The sequence below is a fragment of the Bowmanella denitrificans genome (genome assembly GCF_002887595.1).
Taxonomy (GTDB): domain Bacteria; phylum Pseudomonadota; class Gammaproteobacteria; order Enterobacterales; family Alteromonadaceae; genus Bowmanella; species Bowmanella denitrificans.
This window is the reverse complement of the sequence record NZ_PEBU01000009.1, coordinates 96,554-115,449: the sequence shown is the minus strand read 5'-3', so window position 1 is coordinate 115,449 and position 18,896 is coordinate 96,554. Positions and strand designations below refer to the sequence as shown.

General features: G+C 50.9%; 12 protein-coding genes. 9 read left to right on the top strand and 3 right to left on the bottom strand.

Features of this window, described 5'->3' with window-relative positions; genetic code table 11:
* Positions 1-266: 266 nt before the first annotated feature.
* Both CSR04_RS16605 and CSR04_RS24775 read left to right on the top strand, forming a co-directional pair.
* Positions 267-1,256 carry a transposase gene (locus CSR04_RS16605; protein WP_102797436.1) on the top strand — a complete coding sequence of 330 codons (990 nt, stop codon included), beginning with the start codon at positions 267-269 and terminating at the stop codon, positions 1,254-1,256.
* Between the two features lie 487 nt (positions 1,257-1,743).
* Positions 1,744-3,057 (top strand): hypothetical protein, encoded by a 1,314-nt coding sequence (locus CSR04_RS24775; protein ID WP_146027195.1) that lies wholly within the window; start codon positions 1,744-1,746, stop codon positions 3,055-3,057.
* Positions 3,058-3,120: 63 nt separating this feature from the next.
* Here the strand turns inward: CSR04_RS24775 and CSR04_RS16595 are convergent, their stop codons facing one another.
* Entirely contained in the window at positions 3,121-4,512 is a 1,392-nt protein-coding gene (locus CSR04_RS16595; protein ID WP_102797434.1) for a M14 family metallopeptidase, read from the bottom strand.
* Between the two features lie 143 nt (positions 4,513-4,655).
* Here CSR04_RS16595 and CSR04_RS16590 point away from each other — a divergent pair, with 143 nt between their 5' ends.
* The 7 genes from CSR04_RS16590 to CSR04_RS16560 all read left to right on the top strand — a co-directional run bounded on the left by CSR04_RS16590 (position 4,656) and on the right by CSR04_RS16560 (position 15,354).
* Positions 4,656-5,693, top strand: coding sequence for a S66 peptidase family protein (locus CSR04_RS16590; protein WP_102797433.1), 1,038 nt, complete (start codon positions 4,656-4,658; stop codon positions 5,691-5,693).
* A 178-nt stretch (positions 5,694-5,871) separates the two neighbouring features.
* Positions 5,872-6,774: a transporter substrate-binding domain-containing protein gene (locus tag CSR04_RS16585; RefSeq protein WP_102797432.1), complete on the top strand. Its 903-nt coding sequence runs from the start codon at positions 5,872-5,874 to the stop codon at positions 6,772-6,774.
* A gap of 146 nt (positions 6,775-6,920) precedes the next feature.
* Positions 6,921-9,302, top strand: a complete 2,382-nt coding sequence (locus tag CSR04_RS16580) for a glycoside hydrolase family 31 protein (RefSeq protein ID WP_102797431.1) — start codon at positions 6,921-6,923, stop codon at positions 9,300-9,302.
* Between the two features lie 70 nt (positions 9,303-9,372).
* Entirely contained in the window at positions 9,373-11,253 is a 1,881-nt protein-coding gene (locus CSR04_RS16575) for an alpha-amylase family protein (RefSeq protein WP_102797430.1), read from the top strand.
* A 323-nt stretch (positions 11,254-11,576) separates the two neighbouring features.
* Complete coding sequence (locus tag CSR04_RS16570; protein WP_245921706.1) at positions 11,577-13,067, top strand: MFS transporter; 1,491 nt, start codon at positions 11,577-11,579, stop codon at positions 13,065-13,067.
* On the top strand, positions 13,064-14,734 hold the full coding sequence (locus CSR04_RS16565) for an alpha-amylase family glycosyl hydrolase (protein ID WP_102797429.1): 1,671 nt from the start codon (positions 13,064-13,066) through the stop codon (positions 14,732-14,734). The genes CSR04_RS16570 and CSR04_RS16565 overlap by 4 nt, the downstream gene beginning before the upstream one ends.
* Before the next feature lie 224 nt (positions 14,735-14,958).
* Positions 14,959-15,354 carry a DUF3718 domain-containing protein gene (locus CSR04_RS16560; protein WP_102797428.1) on the top strand — a complete coding sequence of 132 codons (396 nt, stop codon included), beginning with the start codon at positions 14,959-14,961 and terminating at the stop codon, positions 15,352-15,354.
* Between the two features lie 82 nt (positions 15,355-15,436).
* Here the strand turns inward: CSR04_RS16560 and CSR04_RS16555 are convergent, their stop codons facing one another.
* Entirely contained in the window at positions 15,437-17,020 is a 1,584-nt protein-coding gene (locus tag CSR04_RS16555) for an L-lactate permease (protein WP_102797427.1), read from the bottom strand.
* 6 nt (positions 17,021-17,026) lie between these two features.
* Entirely contained in the window at positions 17,027-18,892 is a 1,866-nt protein-coding gene (locus CSR04_RS16550) for a TIGR00341 family protein (RefSeq protein WP_102797426.1), read from the bottom strand.
* Positions 18,893-18,896: the final 4 nt, after the last annotated feature.

The window sequence follows — 18,896 nt, the reverse complement described above, 5'->3', positions numbered from 1 at the left end:
ATACACCTCTTATTTCCCATTTCAGCTCAAGCAACTTCCGCCCCTTCATTAAGTTTTAGATGGGTTCCAAGTACAATTTATTCCGGTGACTCAACCTACCGTACGTGGAGTTCAACAAATGCTACACAATGCATTGGCGATAACGGCAGCTCAGTAGGTACCTCTGGAACTAACAACGAACTAACAAGACACCCATCACAACTTGACTGAATTTTAAACAAGTCTAGTCTTGAGTTAGATGAATGGTTGACGTTCAGGAGTGGATGATGCCTAAGTCCCGCGCCAGTCAGGTGAGTTTGGTCGATACCCCGTATTATCATTGTGTGTCGCGCTGTGTACGGCGAGCGTTCTTGTGTGGTGAGGACAAAATAAGCGGCCAGAACTATGAACATCGCCGCCAGTGGGTGGAGGATGCACTGCTGAAACTGGCCGAAGTCTTCGCCATTGATGTGAGTGCCTATGCGGTGATGTCTAATCATACGCATGTGGTGCTCTGTGTGGACAAAGACCAGGCATTGAGCTGGTCAATGGAGGACGTGCTTGGTCGCTGGCATAAACTATTCAAAGGCACCTTGCTAACCCAGCGCTTTATGTTGCGAGGGGAGCGTGAGCAGATGACCGCGGCAGACATCCTCACCGTAGAGCAAACCGCTGCTATCTACCGCCAACGCTTGTACGACATCAGCTGGTTTATGCGCCATCTGAATGAATCCATCGCCCGTCAGGCGAATCAGGAAGACGGCTGTAGCGGCCGCTTTTGGGAAGGACGGTTTAAATCCCAAGCCCTGTTAGACGAACAAGCCGTACTCAGTTGCATGGCCTATGTAGACTTAAACCCTATTCGCGCCAAGATGGCGAAAACCCCCGAAACATCTAACCATACCAGCATTCAACAGCGCATCACGGCGGCCAGACAAGGTAAACAACCTCACAACCTGCAAGCCTTTGTTGGCAATCCAAGAGTCAATATGCCCAAGGGCATTGCCTTTAACCTAAAGGACTACTGTGAGCTGGTTGACACCACAGGTCGCTGCATCAGAGAAGACAAAGCCGGTCATATTGATAACCACCAAAGCCCGATTCTCGAACGCCTGGGGCTTAATAGCGAACAATGGCTGACCCTCACCCAACAGTTTGAACAGCACTTTCACGGCCCGGTAGGCAGTGAGCATATGCTTAACCAATTTAAAGCCCATACCCATCACCAACGTATTCACGGTATCAAGCAAGCCAGAGCGTTATTTGCATCCGGATGATGACCATCCCAACATCATGGCTGCTCAAATATCCATCACATCCTGACCACCGTGCTCAGGTGCTCTCCTTTGGCCGACTTTCATACTAAACGTCCCAATCTGCTGAGAACACAAGGTTTATCGCCGAACATCAATGGCCGATAGCGACTTATTTGACTCATGATCACCATCGAACCTTAAGTGTTGGTGCAGTTTTAGAACCTATGCTTGCAATACAGCCTATAATGGCTGTCTTTCTTTATAATTTATGGCTGTCTTTCTTTATATTTATAATAGTTTTCCGGTATTCAGTAACCGTTCGGTGATCACCGGACAGTTACTGACGGTTACTATAGTAAAGCGAAGTCTAGGAAACGGAGTTTACTTGAGAAGAATATTTGTTTAGAGTTGGAAAACGCAATTATCAATTATTAAAGGAATAAATGATAATTGCTTGAGCATGGACTCAAAATAAGGTAAGGAAACCCAGCATTAAATACTCCCTATCTTGATTCATCTCTCTATTCGCATTTTAGTTATATCAAACAAGCGTCATGAAAATCGAATTGCTATAAAATTAATTTGGATAAATACTTTTATGCTTTTCTCAAAAGTAGAAAATTTGACCGTTAAGATGGGATTTCTCTTTGGGTGGATACACCTCTTATTTCCCATTTCAGCTCAAGCAACTTCCGCCCCTTCATTAAGTTTTAGATGGGTTCCAAGTACAATTTATTCCGGTGACTTAACCTACCGTACGTGGAGTTCAACAAATGCTACACAATGTATTGGCGATAACGGCAGCTCAGTAGGTACCTCTGGCTCAAGTGCGATGCGGCCTCAAACTCAAAGTAAATCAGTTACCATGACCTGTACGGGACCAGGAGGTACTGTGAGTAAAACAGCCTCTCTTACTGTGCTTCCAAAGCCTCCGGCACCAACACTCAGTTTTAAATGGGTACCTGCCACCATCTATGCTGGGGAATTAACCCACCGCGAATGGACGTCTACAGATGCTTCTGGATGCATTGGAGATAATGGTAGTTCGGTAGGAACTTCTGGCTCAAGTGTTCATCAACCTCAAACTGAGAGCAAAACCGTTACCATGACCTGCTCGGGACCAGGAGGTACTGTGAGTAAAACAGCCTCTCTTACTGTGCTTCCAAAGCCTCCGGCACCAACACTCAGTTTTAAATGGGTACCTGCCACCATCTATGCTGGAGAATTAACCCACCGCGAATGGACGTCTACAGATGCTTCTGAATGTATTGGAGATAATGGTAGTTCGGTAGGAACTTCTGGCTCAAGTGTTCATCAACCTCAAACTGAGAGCAAAACCGTTACCATGACCTGTACGGGACCAGGAGGTACTGTGAGTAAAACCATTACTTTAATGGTACTCCCAATGGAAACCGCCGAATTAAGGTCACCTAAAGCGAATTCAACAATCTCCAACAGCGGACTATGTTTTAGTTGGGAGGTCGCCGCAGGAGCAACACATTACACCGTTCAAGTAAGTAGTGATGCGGCATTTAATGAGCACAGTCAGCGTTGGGCCGCTCAGGATTGGCGCAGTACCCAAATCTGTTGGAGCAATGCCTTTTTACCTAACGAGAATGCCAGCCATTTGAGCGAACTAGAAACGGGAAAAACCTACTATTGGCGGATTAAGTCAATGAATAACCCCACAGGACAAGATACATCAACAACGTTTACCGAGGCATGGCGTTTCACTGTGGGAGATAGCAGCGCTCAGCCGCGTACAATTAAGTTTATTCACACCGATCTGTTGGGAAATCCGGCAGCTGAAACTAGCCAATAGCAGCTATAAATACCCGGCAGCTAGACTGGCAGTGATATTCAGTGAAGATAGACTAAAACTGCATTAGGTAGAGTGCTTGTTGAGCACTTTGCCCCGAGCCAGATCGATCAGCAACCCGTTAATCACGGCGATTTGCCTGCCGTCCGAATGCTCAAGAAAGAAAACTGCCTGTTTGTCACTGGTGGGTTTGCTTTGTGGAAGCCCTTTGCCTTGTTGAGCCAGTGGCAGGCCGCTTAGATTTTTAAGTCCAATGCCATTGGGCTCTATCAGCCCAATACCCTGTTTTAACAGGGCTAAATAACCCGCCTTATCCAAAACCAGGGGAGCATCCAGCCGATACTCCCTGGCAGGTTTGTAGTGCCAGCCTTCGGCATCAAATGTAAAGAATGCCGTGTAAGTAGACAGGTCGCCCACTTCTTTAATACGTACGGCATCTGCATCCGGTAGATCCAGATCCAGGGCAATATCGAGTTGGTATGACTGGCTGTTAGCCTCGACCTGCACATTCTTAATGATGACATCGCGAAATGCTTCCCGCCGGTTCATCGGGATGGCCTGATAGGCGGACAGGTTTTGGTTTGCAAAACCAGCCGAGGCAATACTGTCGATAGCGGCACTGAGCATGGCCAGGTTTAGGGTTCTGGCTACCTGGCGGTTGGCATCATTTCGGTGGGCGCCGGATTCTATCAAAATGGTGCTGATGCCCATACCGGCCAGATTATCGCCAAAGGCACGGGGAGCAAAGGTATCGTCGTAGCGGCCTAAGTGGCCAGGGATCATCTCATCGGCCACTTGTTTTAACACGCCGATAAGCTGCATGGCCTTTTTACGGGCCGGGCTAATGGTTTTGGCCTGATCAAAGGCCGGAGCCAGCAACGAAATGGTGGCCGGGTTAAGGCTGTCGCCAGCGGCATAGAAACGGTTCTGATCGTGCAGGTTAAAACCAAAAGTCGGCTTAATGGCTTTGGCTTGCTCCAGCAGAATTCTGCCCTCCGGGGTCTGCAGGGCAGCAGCGTCACGATTAATGTCTATGCCCTGGGCATTTTCTCTGGTGGCCCGTTCGGCACCATCCGGGTTTAACATCGGGATAATATACAGGCTTAACTTGTTCTGCCATTGCGCTCGCCAGGCTTGGTCTTGCTGGATGCGTGCAATTAAATCAAATACCGCCGCGGTGGCGGTGGGTTCGTCGCCATGCATTTGTGACCATAGCATCACCCTGACCGGACCCTGACCAAATCCGATACGAAAGATATCGCGGCCTTCGAATGACTGGCCTATTTTGTCTACCCTGAATTGCGGGTCGGACTTGGCCTGCGCCAGGTACGCTTGAATATCCGCATAACGCAGTTGGGGCTTGTCCAGTCCGGGTACCTGAAAGGATGGCCAGTTAATCGGGGTAGCAAACAATGACATTGACATAATCAGGCTCATGATAAATAACAGTGGCTTCATTATTTATTACTTTAATGTGATTTTATGGTAATAATTTATTTATATCAGGTTAATCATTGGCCAGTAACAAGTCAAAACTCACGGCGTTGTTGATCCCAAATTTTCCACCAGGCAGCCCAAAAGCAATATATTGAGGAGTTTATATGGACCGTAGAGGTTTTATTAAAGCGTCCACCGCGGGTCTTATGGCCAGCCAACTTGTACCTACTACCGTACTGGCAAACGCCAGTGTATCCGCCAAATTGCCGAAACGGCTCCGACAGGGCGACAAGATTCGTCTGGTGGCACCGGCCAGTGCGATTTTTGATCCCGATGAAGTGGCAATAGCCAAAGAATCTTTTGAGGCCATGGGCCTGGCGGTTGACACGGGGCAGCATATTCTGGACCGCTACGGATACCTGGCCGGACAGGATAAAGCCCGGGCGGAGGATATAAACCAGGCCTTTGCCGATCCTTCGGTGCAAGGCATTGTGGCTATTCGTGGTGGTTGGGGGTGTAACCGTCTGTTGCCCTATCTGGACTTTGCCAACATAGCGGCCAATCCCAAAGTGTTGCTGGGATACAGTGATATTACCTCGCTACTGAACAGCTTGTATCACTATACCGGGTTGGTGTCATTTCACGGGCCAGTGGGGATGTCGTACTGGGGGCAATTTCAGGCCGAGCAGGTACGCACCATGTTGTTTGACGCCAATGCCACGCAAATGCAAAACCTGCCTGCTGACGATGATGCCCTGACTATGCGCAGCAACAGAGCCAGAACGGTGCGTTCTGGCAAGGCCAAAGGGCTGCTGGTCGGGGGCAATCTAACGGTCTTAAGTAGTCTGGTGGGCACGCCTTACCTGCCGGATATGCGCGGTAAAATATTGATGCTGGAAGATGTGGGTGAGGCCATTTATCGAATTGACCGCTACTTTTCCACCTTGCAACTGGCAGGTATTCTGGACCAATTAGCCGGTGTGGTCTTTGGCCACTGCACCGAATGTGAGCCGCAAAAAGGCTACGGTGGTTTTACCCTGATGGAAGTGATGCAGAATTACCTCAGGCCGCTCAACATTCCCAGTTATGTGGGCGCGCAGTTCGGGCATATTAAGGACAATCATATCCTGGCGGTGGGAGCTGAAGTTGAGCTGGATGCCGATGCCTGTACGCTGCGCCATCTTGCCCCTGTTGTGGTTTGATTATTTATGGCTAGTGTCAGTTGTGTAGCCTTTACTTTAGCTCACTACTGTACCAATACTTAAACACGTCTTAGTGACGCTGGTCTGCTGTTCGCGGCCCAATGCGGCATAAGTATTGGAATGGATGTGCCAAAAAGGGAATGAGCGTCTGGTAACTGGCTGACAGTCTGAGGTACTGATGCGACAGCATTTATTTTTCAGGGCATGTCTGGGTATGTTGCTAACCTGGCCGGTAAATGTTCTGGCCGACGACCTGCCGGTGATTCACTGGGGCGCTGCCCATTTTCCGCCCTTTTGGCAGGTGGAGGATAATCAACCGCCAAAGGGGATCTTCGCTGAAGTGCAGCAACTGGTGCTGGACCAGCTGTCCGACTACCAGCATCAATTTGACCATTCGAATTTCAACCGACTGTTATTGGAAATGCAGCAGGGCAAGCCGCTGTGCTTATTTGGTCTGACAAAAACGCCGGAGCGCCAGACCTATCTGATGTTCTCAGAGCCATTTCTACCTTTGCCTGCCTATGGCGCAATCTTCAAACAATCAGAAAAGCACAAGCTAGAGCCATTTTTACTGCCAGATGGGCGGCTTAGCCTGAGATCTTTGCTGAATTCACAGAATCTGCTGTTGGGGCATATCGGCGGCCGCTCGCTGGGACCAGATATCGATGCATTGCTGGTGGATGGCCGGGGCAGACCCAGGCCCACGCTGGTGCCTTTTATGAATACACAAAGCTATCAGCCCATGATGGGTATGCTGCTAAAGGGGCGCCTGGATATTATTCTTGGTAATGCCATTGAAGCCAGATATTATTCGGCGAAATATGATAGTGAAGACTTGCTTTCGTTTTTGCCTTTCGAAGAGAGTCCGCCACATTTTAGCGCCCATTTCGCCTGTACCACTGGGGCCTGGGGGCAGCAGATTATTGCTAATATCAATCGTATTGTGACAAACAATGCGCTTATCCTCGCGGGGGTTGAACGCATGGCTGCGCATATGTTGTCAGACAACCGTCGTGCGTATCTCCAGCAGGCGGACACATTCAGTCAGCTAAGCCCTGGCCGCCCGCAGGGTGCCATGTAATTTGTCAACCACTGCATGAATACGTATGCACTTTGCTGCAGCTGTGCAGCCTTGCCGATACTATGAAGACATTCTGAACCTGGCAGTTCTATGCCGTGGTCCGCCTAAGCGCTTGTCTGTGCTTCAACATTAGCTGTGATAACAAGATGAAAAAATTTGTATTGCTAGTATTCGTATCGCTGTTTGTGATTCAGGTCAAAGCTGCCGAGTTGTTGAGCCACCAGCTGATTGACGGTAGCCTGCAATTGACGACGGATGAGGGCCTGGTCAGTATCACCCCTTACGCCAGGGATACCTTTGAAGTCTTTTATCAACCCAGCGGTGTTCATCAGTTTCCTTCTTTTGCGATTGCCGATACGGCCATAAAGCACAGCGGACAACTGACCAGCCAAGACACAGGGTTAGTGTTTCGTCATGGTGAATTGGCGGTACATATTCAAAAGAAGCCGTTCAGACTCAGCTATTTCCATCAAAATAACCCTCTGATTGCCGAGGACAGCGGTTTATTTAATCATCAAAGCTTGCGCGGTTTTCGCTTTAAGCTGCAAGACGGAGAAAAACTGTTGGGCGGCGGCCAACGGGTACTGGGTATGGACAGACGTGGTCAACGCCTGCCGCTGTATAATCGCGCCCATTATGGCTATGGCACTGAATCCAGTCAGATGTATTTCAGCCTGCCTGCCGTGGTGTCCAGCAATAAGTATTTTCTGGTGTTTGACAATGCGGCCAGTGGCTATCTGGATCTGGGCCACAATGAAGCGGATATTTTACAGTTTGAAGCCGTTTCCGGTCGCACGGCTTACCTTATCGGCGCGGCAGACAGCTATCCGCAGCTTATTCAACGGTATGTTTCGCTGACCGGTATGCAGCCGATGCCGCCGCGCTGGGCGCTGGGCAACTATGCCTCGCGCTTTGGTTATCGCAGTGAGGCGCAAACCCGTGAAGTGGTCAATGCCTTCCGGCAACAGGATATCCCGCTGGATGCGGTGATCCTGGACTTGTATTGGTTTGGTAAGGATATCAAGGGCACTATGGGTAATCTTGATTGGGATGCAGACGCCTGGCCCAGCCCTGAAAAAATGCTGCAGGATTTCAGCGCGGATGGGGTAAAAACCATCTTAATCACCGAGCCTTTTATTTTGACCACCTCGGATAAATGGTCCGAAGCGGCGGATGCCGGGGCTTTGGCGCAAAATCTGGCTGGTCAGCCGAAACGTTTCGATTTCTACTTTGGCAATACCGGCCTGGTCGATGTATTCAACCCAAAAGCCCAGGACTGGTTCTGGCAAACCTATCAGCGTCTGCTGGAGCAGGGTGTCGGCGGCTGGTGGGGAGATTTGGGTGAACCAGAAGTGCATCCTGCCGATACCCTGCATCAATTACCCGGTGTGGGGAAAGTCAGCGCCGATGAAATCCACAATGCCTATGGCCATCAGTGGGCAAAGATGCTGTTTGCACGCCATCGTCAGGCCCGCCCCAATGAGCGCCCTTTTATTATGATGCGCAGTGGTTTTGCCGGTTCACAGCGCTACGGCATGATCCCCTGGACCGGTGATGTAAGCCGCAGTTGGGACGGATTGAAGCCACAGGTGGAACTGGCCCTAAGCATGAGCATGCTGGGTATGGCGTACACCCATTCAGACTTAGGCGGCTTTGCCGGTGGTGAACAATTTGATGCCGAGTTATATACCCGCTGGTTGCAATACGGTGTTTTTCAACCCGTCTACCGCCCGCATGCGCAGGAGGAGATTGCCCCTGAGCCCATCTTTCACGACGACAAGACCAAGGCCATTGTCAGGGACTTTATTAAGCTGCGCTACGCACTGCTGCCTTATAACTACAGCCTGAGCTACCAGAACAGCCAGACCGGCATGCCGATGATGCGGCCGCTGTTTTTTGAGGACGAGCAGAATCTGGCCCTGATGGATAATAAAGACAGTTATCTGTGGGGGGATGCCTTTCTGGTTACCCCCGTAGTGGCACCTGGGGTGACTTCGGTACAAGTGACCCTGCCTGCTGGCGTGTGGTTTGATTATTTTACCGGCCAGCGCTATTCGGGCGGGCAGCAAATCCATCAGCCAACCCATTTGGAAACCTTGCCGGTCCTGGTCAGAGGCGGCGCTTTTGTCCCTATGGTGGAGCCGGTTGCTACGACCCGTGATTACCGCAGTAACAAACTCACTTTACATTATTACGCTGATAAATCGGTGCAACAGGCCGAGGGCCAGATGTATGAGGACGATGGGCAAAGCTTTGATGCGGTTGGCAAAAAGCAATACGAACTGCTGCATTTTTCCGCTACGCAGCAGGAGCACCGTCTGAGCTTCAAACTGACTCGCGAAGCTTACCAGTACACTGGTATGCCAGACAGCCGGGAGATAAAACTGGTGGTACATCACTGGCCGTCTAAACCCAGACAAATCAGGCTAAATGGTGAGAAGGTTGGCTTTGATTATGCACGGGACCAGCAGACATTGCTGATCCCTTTTACCTGGGGGATGCATGACATCACCCTGGAGGTGGAATAGTGCCTGGCTTTGACATCTATGTCGGTCAAACAGACACAGCAGCCAGTAACAAAACATTGGATACCCATAAATGATAAAGACTAAACTTTCTCTGTTGAGCCTGGCCCTGGTGTTGACTGGCTGTGGCGACAATTCAGCTCCAGAGCAGGCTGCCATGCATAAAGCGACACCAAACACTGAAGTATCAGCGCCCGAGCGGCCGGTCATTTATCAGATGATGACCAGACTGTTCGGCAACAAAAATACTACCAATCAGCCCTGGGGTACGCTGGCGCAAAACGGGGTGGGTAAGTTTGCTGATATCAACGAAGCAGCGCTGACTGAAATCAAGGCTCTGGGGGCTAACTACGTGTGGTATACCGGTGTGCCACACCATGCACTGGTGGGGGACTACAGTCAGTATGGCATCAGTGCTGACGATCCGGATGTGGTTAAAGGCCGGGCCGGTTCGCCGTATGCCGTGAAGGACTATTACAACGTCAATCCGGATCTGGCCACAGATCCGGCTAAGCGCTTGGCAGAATTCGAAGCGCTGATTAGCCGTACCCATGATGCTGGTCTTAAAGTGATGATGGATATTGTGCCCAATCATGTGGCAAGACAGTATCAATCTCTGTCTAAACCAGCAGGGGTAAGGGATTTTGGTGCCGATGACGACACCCATCTGGAATATGCCAGAGACAACAACTTCTACTATATTCCCGGCCAGCCTTTTGCGGTACCGCATGGAGTCGAGCCCTTAGGTGGTGAACCGCATCCTCTGGCTGACGGACAGTTTGCCGAGAACCCGGCCAAATGGACAGGCAATGGCAGCCGCAGTGCCAGACCGGACGCCAATGATTGGTACGAAACAGTAAAGATTAATTTTGGTGTTCGCCCGGACGGCAGCCATGATTTTGCCTCGTTACCTCAGGAATTCGCCGATAAAAGCTGTGATGAGCATTTGGCCTTTTGGGCCGATAAAAGCGTGCCGGATTCCTGGCAGAAGTTTCGGGATATTGCGCTGTACTGGACAAAAAAGGGCATAGATGGCTTTCGTTATGATATGGCGCAGATGGTACCGGTGGAATTCTGGAGTTACCTGAACTGCTCTGTCAAAGCTGCCAACCCGGATGCTTTGTTGTTATCTGAAATCTATATTCCCGAGCAGTATCGTAACTATATTCGTTTGGGCAAGATGGACTACCTGTATGACAAGGTGGGTACCTATGATGCGCTGCGTGCGGTGATTGAAGGAAAAAGCGGCACTGAGCACCTGCCGCAGTTATTCAATAATATGGCGGATATTCACAGCCATTTGTTGATGTTTTTGGAAAACCATGACGAGCAACGTATTGCCAGCCCAGAGTTTGCCGGCGATCCACGTAAGGCTATGCCAGCCATGGTGGTGTCATCGCTGGTCGCAGCCGGGGCTAATCTGCTGTATTTCGGCCAGGAAGTGGGTGAACCTGGCGCCGGCGATGCCGGCTTCGGCCAGGCCAGTCGCACTACCATTTTTGATTATTGGGGCGTTCCAGCCCACCAGCGTTGGATGAATGACGGTAAATTTGATGGCGGGCAGCTTTCTACCCAGGAAAAAGCCCTGCGCGACTTTTATGCCCGATTACTCAATCTGGCAGCCCATCAACCCGCCCTGCGCGGTGAATTTGCTGACTTGCATCAGGCCAACAGCCAAAGTCCGGGCTATGACAACCAACTATATAGCTTTGCGCGCTTTAGCAAAGAGCAAGCGCTGTTAGTTATCGCGAACTTTGAAGCCCAGCAGGGGCGGCAGGTGCAATTCACCATTCCGGCCGGGGTAATAGCCGCCATGGGCGTGGCCAATGGTCGGTATCCGTTGGCGGAGTTGCTATACCAGCAAGCTGGATTGGAATTGAAGGTAGAAAAGGGTATTGGCCATTTGTCGTTGCAACTGGCGCCGCTGCAGTCGCTGGTGTTACAGGTTCGTTAACATCGTATCGGCGCTTCTGTGCTGACAGGAGCGCCAGTTTTACTGGTTTGTAGATTGTTAGTGCATGAATACGTATGCAGATTTAACTATTATCTTCTTGCCCAGCCGCTGATTTTGTAACATCAAACTTTCACTCATATTTACAACCTGATTACACTCCGGCTGGACTTCACCTAAGCTAATGGAGGATCTATCAGGACTAACCGAGAAGCCGCACTATGCAAAATGCCAGTTCTCTGACTTCCGCACCTGTTGCCGGGCCCACACCAACCCATGTCATTCCCAACGCTAAACCCAATCTGAGTTTCTGGCAAATCTGGAACATGTGTTTCGGCTTCTTAGGCATCCAGTTTGGCTTTGCCCTGCAAAATTCCAACGTCAGCCGCATTTTTGAAACCCTGGGCGCCGATTATAACAATCTGGCTATTTTGTGGGTGGCAGCACCGGTGACAGGCTTAATTGTGCAGCCCATTATTGGCTATCTGAGTGACAACACCTGGACCCGCTTTGGCCGCCGTCGCCCTTACTTTGTGCTGGGCGCACTGCTTGCCAGTTTCGCGCTGTTTGTTATGCCCCATTCACCTGTGTTGTGGATGGCTGCGGGCATGCTGTGGATTATGGATGCGTCTATAAACATTGCCATGGAGCCCACCCGGGCCTTTGTTGGTGATATGTTACCCAAGCATCAGCGTGGTATGGGGTATGCCATGCAAAGCTTCTTTATTGGTGTTGGTGCGGTGGTGGCGTCGGCATTACCCTGGGTTATGAATAACTGGTTGGGTATCAGCAATACCGCTGCGGCTGGTGTCATCCCCGATTCGGTGCGTTTTTCTTTCTATGCCGGCGGTTTGATTTTTCTGCTGGCAGTGCTTTGGACGGTATATACCACCAAGGAATACAGTCCCGAGCAACTGAAGGCATTTGAAGCCGCAGACAAAGCGGCCGAAGGGCAGAGTTATGAGGCGTTGCCACAGGTGGTCAGAACCGCCAGTCGCAGCTATCTGCAAGGCGGGATTTGGCTGGTTGCCGGGTTGGTACTCTGGGCGCTGATTCAGGGCAACATCGAGCAGCTGGATAAAAATCTGCTGATCCTGGCGGGAGGCTGTGCCGTGTTTGGTGTTTGTCAGCTAGTCGCCGGATGGCTGGCAAGTACAGGGCGACACAGCAATGGTTTTTCCGTGGTGATGAACGATCTGTTTGCCATGCCCACCGCCATGAAACAACTGGCTTTTGTGCAGTTTTTTTCCTGGTTTCCGCTCTTTGCCATGTGGACCTATATGACAGCGGCAGTGACATCACACCATTTTGGCACCAGTGACCCAACCAGCCTGCTATATAATCAAGGGGCTGACTGGGTTGGCGTCTTAAATGCTACCTACAATGGCACCACCATATTTGCCGCTATGCTGATCCCCATTTTGGTAAAACTCACCAACCTGCGCATGGCCCACATGGTAAACCTGTTTCTTGGCGGGCTTGGTTTTATCTCCTTTTTGTTTATCACCGATCCTGATTGGCTGGTGCTGCCGATGATTGGGGTAGGGTTTGCCTGGGCATCTATTCTGGCTGTGCCTTATGCCATTTTGTCTAATAGTCTGCCGGCCGGGAAAATGGGCGTATTTATGGGCATATTTAACTACTTTATTGTTCTGCCACAGATTCTGGCCGCCAGTATTCTCGGCTTCTTGGTGACCCGTATTTTCGACAACCAGCCGGTGTATGCGCTGGTGGTGGGTGGCTGTAGCATGTTGTTAGCGGGGCTGTTGGTACTGCGTGTTAAAGAGCCTGATTATCAGCAGGAGCCGTCGGTATGAAGTCCACCGCGATGACAATGCTGGCATTACTGGTCTTCAGCGGTTGTGCCAACCAAGTACCCAGATCAGCAAACATTGAGGAATTTGTCGGTACCCGCCATCCGTTTGCTGCAGAGTCAGTGTACTTTCTGATGACTGACCGCTTTGTTGATGGCGACCCGTCTAACAATCATGAAGATCAGGGCGGTGCACATCCGACCTTTAATCTGCCGCTAATTGGGCCGGATGGCCAGGTCGCCAATGTGGGCTATATGGGCGGTGATTTTCGCGGCGTACTGAACAACGCCGCTTTTATCCGCGACATGGGTTTTACCGCCATCTGGATGACACCCATCGTCGACAACCCCGATGAAGCCTTTGCCGGTGGTGAGCCTATTACCTTTGGTGGGGCATTTAAAGACGGCGGTAAAACAGGCTATCACGGCTATTGGGGGGTAAACTTTTTTCAGGTAGACGAGCATTATCCTTCGTCGGGTCTGGGGTATGCAGAATTAACCGCACAGTTGCGTGATAATTTTGGCATTAAAACCATTCTGGATATTGTTACCAACCATGGTTCGCCGTCATTCGACATGCCGGTTGATCAGCCAAAATTTGGCGAAATTTATGGCCGCGACGGCACGTTGCTGGCCGATCACCAGAACCTGCCGCCCGAGCAACTGAACCCGGACAATCCCTTGCACCAGTTCTTTCATACCGAGCGGGACATTCTGCAATTATCCAATCTGAATGATCAGAATCCGGCGGTAGTGGATTACTTTGTTGAAGCTTATGACTACTGGTTAGAGCAAGGTGCAGCAGCGCTGCGTATTGATACCATCAAGCATGTACCGCATCACTTCTGGAAGCAATTCAGCGATCGTATTCGCGCCAGGCATCCCGGACTGTTTATGTTTGGCGAAAGCTATGACTACAACGCCAATTTTATTGCGCAGCACCAGTTGGATAAAAACGGCGGCATCAGCGTATTGGATTTCCCTGGCCAGCAGGCCATGAGCAAAACCTTCTCCACCCCTGGCAGTGACTATGCAGATTTACTCGACTATCTGCATCTGACCCATGGGCCCTACCAGAATCCCTATGAGCTGACCATATTCTATGACAACCATGATATGGCGCGTATGAACGCCAGCGATGCGGGATTTATTGATGCCCATAACTGGCTGTTTACCAGCCGCGGCATTCCGGTGGTGTATATGGGCTCAGAAATGGGCTATATGCGCGGCACGGTGGAGCATCAGGGCAACCGCAACTATTACGGGCAGGACAATATTGAACTGGCCAAGACACATGTAATTCACCAGCACCTAAAGCAAGTGGCAAACGTACGTAAAAGTTTGCCTGCATTGCAGCGCGGATTGCAGGTAAATCTGGACTTTGGCGGCGATCAGGCCGCATTTTACCGGGTATTGCAGTATCAGGGCCAGGCGCAAACTGCATTGGTACTGCTGAATAAAGGTGACAAACCGGCCAGATTCAGCGTCAGCCGGTATATGCAATCAGGGTTATGGCAGGAGCAGTTCAGCCAACAAAGTCGCGATCTGCCTGCCGATGGAGTATTAGATGACGAAGTGCCGGCCCACAGCGTCAGAATCTGGCTGCGGCAAGGGCAAATCGAGGGCGCTGACTTGCTTGAGAAGCTGCGTATTTTAACCGCCCATCGTTGATTTTTATAAAAATTATCCAGAAAAGTAGAAATTTCTGGGCTCTTTCTTCGGCCTGGGAAAATCGCTCCAGGCCGCGTGTTTTCTGAGCTATAGCGCTCTGGCTTTTATACCTGAGTGCCTTAAAGGTATTTAATCTTATACTTACGTACCAGATCAGGGTCTGTAATTGACGATTGCTCATTTGTTAGCCTGTTTACGTCAAGACACAAAAGAGAGGCAACATCATGAAAAAATCAACTTTTATTCTGTTGGGTGCGGTATCAGCGTTTACCTTTTCACCCGCCAGCTTTGCAGACATTAATGAAGCATTGGCTAATATCTGCACTATTGTAAAAAACGACGATAAGTCGGAGCTGCGTAAAAAGCTTAAAAATGTGCAGGACGATTTTCGCTTACGTTTGGGCGATTATTACTCAGGGATCAGCTGTGGTGGCAATAGCCTGATTCGTTATGCCATGGAAAACGGCGCGGTGGAAACCGGCACCTATATGATTAAGAAAATGGGCAGAAGCGATCTGACCACGGTGGAGAAAGATGGCATGGCCCTGAAAGACTGGGCACAGAATAACGGCTATCTGGACAACCCTATCGGGCAGGAACTGATCGCCCGTATCGACTGATTGCATTAATGAATTAAAAAAGCCCGGATTTCCGGGCTTTTGTATGTCCATGGCGGTCGCACTTATTGGCGATGGCAAAGATCTAAACCAGCCAGGTAGCGACAAAGGCCGCAGCCAGGCAATAGTACAACATGGGAAACAGCGTGAAGCTGATCACCCGTCCTTCCTGACCTGCCAGTTTCACCACACTGGCTGCCGCCACCACATTAACTACGCAGATCATATTGCCGGCATTGGCTCCAAGCATCTGCAACGCCAGCACCAGGTTGTGATTCAACCCCGCTAGCCCGGCAGTAGCTTGCTGCATCGAGGCAAACATCAGATTAGAGAAGGTTGCAGAGCCGGCGATAAAGGAACCCAGTGCGCCAATAAAGGGCGCAATGATCAGCCAGTGGTCTGCCAGGTGAGTGGCGGCTAAATTGGCCAGCTCCAGGGGCATACTTTGCAGTCCGGCTTGATTTTGCCCCGAATGAATAAATAACCTGACCATCGGCACAGCCGTCCCCAGGGAAATCACCGCCCCTTTCAAGCTGAGCAGGCTGGCAGTCCACGCCCGCTGAAGCATGCCTTGGTCGGCACGTAGAAATCGCAGACTTAAAAAGGTGGCGAGCATCATTAAACCACCGGGCAAGTATAGCGGCTGGAAACTTACCGACAGTTCAGTGCCCAGTATTCCTGTCCAATTCAGGTCAAGTGCCTGCAGATAGGCTTTAAATGGCAACGCATTGATACGGCTCAATACCAGCAGGCTGGTAGCAATAAGGTAAGGTAGCCAGGCACGTATCAGACTTACCCGGGTCTGAGCGGAAGGAACTGATGTCTGAGGCTGGTCACTGATTTGCCAGAGGACTTTAGGCTGTAACCAACCTTTTCTGATCAACATCGTTGCCAGCAGCAATCCCACCATTGCGCCTATCAGGGACGGAAACTCCGGACCCAGTAACCAGGCCACCAGATAAGCCGGCAGGGTAAAAGCCAGCCCGCAAATCAGCGCAAACGGGGCCATGACCAATGCGGCTTTCAAACTGGCGCGAGCGGAAAAGAAACAGGTTAGCATCACGCACATCAGCAGTGGCAAAACAGAGGCCACCAGAATATCGATGCCAATCGCTTGCAGGGCAATTTGCAGCACTTGCTCATCTGTTGCTTGCAGCCCTTGTTGCAGGCCAACCACCACCGGCGTGCCGATGGCGCCAAAGGATACCGCACTTGAATCGGCTACCAGCGCTAGCACCACGGCCGCTAATGGCGGAAACCCTACGGCCACCAGTAAAGGGGCGCAAATGGCAGCTGGGGTGCCAAATCCGGCCGCCCCTTCCAGAAAACTGCCGAATAACCAGGCAATTAAAAGTAGTTGCACCCTGGGATCTGGGGATAGCCGCACAAAGCCCTGACGGATCACATCCAATGCACCGGTTTCACGCAGGGTATTCAGTAACAACAGCGCACCCAGCAATATCCACAAGATGGAAAATGCCAACCATATGCCTTCCAATGTGGCAGCCAGCATATAAGTGGGCGACATTCGCCACAGACCAAAACTTGCCACAGCGCATATCAGCAGGCTGAATGGCATGGCTTTGGTAGCGGGCAAACGCAATACCACCAACAGCAGGAACACCGATAACACCGGCATCAATGCGGCGATAAGTTGTAAGCTGTTCATCACTGACTACCTTTTGAGGCGAATTTCTGCCTCCAGCTCGATATCCTGACCAAGACGCTGAGTGATACTTTGCTTCAGGGCTTCAACATGTGCCGTCCCCAACTGTTCACTGCTGACTAACTTAACTGATATCAGCGTTGGTTCACCGCGGATCACCTCCTGAATACTCAGTTCTGCCTGGTGATCCAGTATGGAGACCTGACCCTGTGGCAAGGCCCTGATCAAACGGTTTTTTTCCACCAGTTTCTGAAAGGACAAAAACAGTGGGATGCTGATAATGGCCAGCGACAGCAAGGTAATGCTGACGCCTTTACGGGCCAGATGAAAAGGCGCAAAACCCAGCACCAGAAAGGTTAAGGCCGCTGCCAGAGCAATACCCACCAGGTTAGTGGTAAACAGCAGCATGGCGCCACCGGCCATCGCCAGATCGCCCCACCCCAGACCAATTCCCACTACCGATAGCGGTGGCACCAATGCCACGGCAATGGCAACACCTGCCAGGCTCTTGGCCACTTCTTCCTTGGCATTGGCATAGGCACCGGCAATACCGGAAATAACCGCAACACCCAGGTCCAATAATGTGGGGGTCAGGCGGGCCCGCATTTCTGAAGTGAGGGTGGAAAGCGGCATCAGCCAGGTTACCAACACGGCACAAAACAGGGCCAGTACAATGCCACCAGACAGGGTTTTAATCGCATTTTGCAACAAGCCACTGTCGGCTCTGGCCAGGCCCATGGCCAGGGAAATAATCGGTGCCATCAAAGGGGCCAGGATCATCGCGCCGATAATGACCGGTGCAGAATCGGCGAACAGACCGGTTACCGCCAGCAGTACACTGAGCACCATCAAGACGTTAAAGGCCGGACTGGCGATGGCGTTTTCTCTCAGACTGCGAAACAGCTCGCGAAACTCGTCTTCTGAGGCGTGGTGAAACAACGGAATCGGCTTGTCGGCCAGCTCCGCTACCGCGCTACCACAAGGTAGTTGGGCCATCTTGAGCTGATCTTTACGAATATCGGAAGTGCTGGTCTTTTCCTTCAGTTGCGGACTGATCAACTGGATATGTTTCTCCTGCACCTCACAAACCAGCTCTTTAGCGCCCATGGCCAGACCATCCAGCTGATAATTTATCCCTTCCGCAGCGCTCAATGTCAGACGGCGGGTTTTGATCAGGCCGATACTGTCGGGCAGGTTGCGGGGATTAATACGACCCTGAAACAGGAAACGCAAAATCAGGGCGATAAAGGCCATCACACTGCGCGGGGCCACCGCTACCAGGGACAGTCGTCGGTCGCCCGGGTCGAGTATTTCAGCCAGTCCCCGCCCCATCCAGGGCCGGCGACCTTGCTCCAACACCATCATGCCCAATAGTGCCAGACTGATACGTTGGTCGGTGGCGGTCACCAGTTCATAGCTATGTAACTGCAGTTGCCTGAATTTGCGCACCATATTGATAAGCGCATGCCAGCGGGACAAGGCGTGAGACGTGTCTTTTAAATTAAAGACCAGTAATTCTCCGACGATAATATTAGAGAATACCGGGGTGCCATTACAGGACAAGGTATCCAGGCTTTGGCATTCTGCCTCCAGTAACTTGGTGAAGCAGTCGGTAAGTTTCACATTAGCCGGGCAGAATGCGCGACTGGCATGTTTACTCTGTGGATGGGGTAATATGCCCAATTGCCATTGATTTTCACTGGCATTATTCCAAAGCAGTTTTATGCTTTCATCATTGAGATAAAGAATAACCCTGGCCCCTTGCGGCGGTAATTCTGTCTGGCCGAATAACAAGGGTTGAACATTTGCTTCCACGCCGGATATCAGCGTTTCAGGGTCAAGTGTCTCATCATGGATAAGGTAAACCGGGTTCAAGAAC

Bases quoted from the DNA above. Each gene is read 5' to 3' on its own strand.
- CSR04_RS16605 (WP_102797436.1), top strand. From the start codon at position 267: ATGCCTAAGTCCCGCGCCAGTCAGGTGAGTTTGGTCGATACCCCGTAT.
- CSR04_RS16595 (WP_102797434.1), bottom strand. From the start codon at position 4,512: ATGAAGCCACTGTTATTTATCATGAGCCTGATTATGTCAATGTCATTG.
- CSR04_RS16590 (WP_102797433.1), top strand. From the start codon at position 4,656: ATGGACCGTAGAGGTTTTATTAAAGCGTCCACCGCGGGTCTTATGGCC.
- CSR04_RS16585 (WP_102797432.1), top strand. From the start codon at position 5,872: ATGCGACAGCATTTATTTTTCAGGGCATGTCTGGGTATGTTGCTAACC.
- CSR04_RS16580 (WP_102797431.1), top strand. From the start codon at position 6,921: ATGAAAAAATTTGTATTGCTAGTATTCGTATCGCTGTTTGTGATTCAG.
- CSR04_RS16575 (WP_102797430.1), top strand. From the start codon at position 9,373: ATGATAAAGACTAAACTTTCTCTGTTGAGCCTGGCCCTGGTGTTGACT.
- CSR04_RS16570 (WP_245921706.1), top strand. From the start codon at position 11,577: ATGTGTTTCGGCTTCTTAGGCATCCAGTTTGGCTTTGCCCTGCAAAAT.
- CSR04_RS16565 (WP_102797429.1), top strand. From the start codon at position 13,064: ATGAAGTCCACCGCGATGACAATGCTGGCATTACTGGTCTTCAGCGGT.
- CSR04_RS16560 (WP_102797428.1), top strand. From the start codon at position 14,959: ATGAAAAAATCAACTTTTATTCTGTTGGGTGCGGTATCAGCGTTTACC.
- CSR04_RS16555 (WP_102797427.1), bottom strand. From the start codon at position 17,020: ATGAACAGCTTACAACTTATCGCCGCATTGATGCCGGTGTTATCGGTG.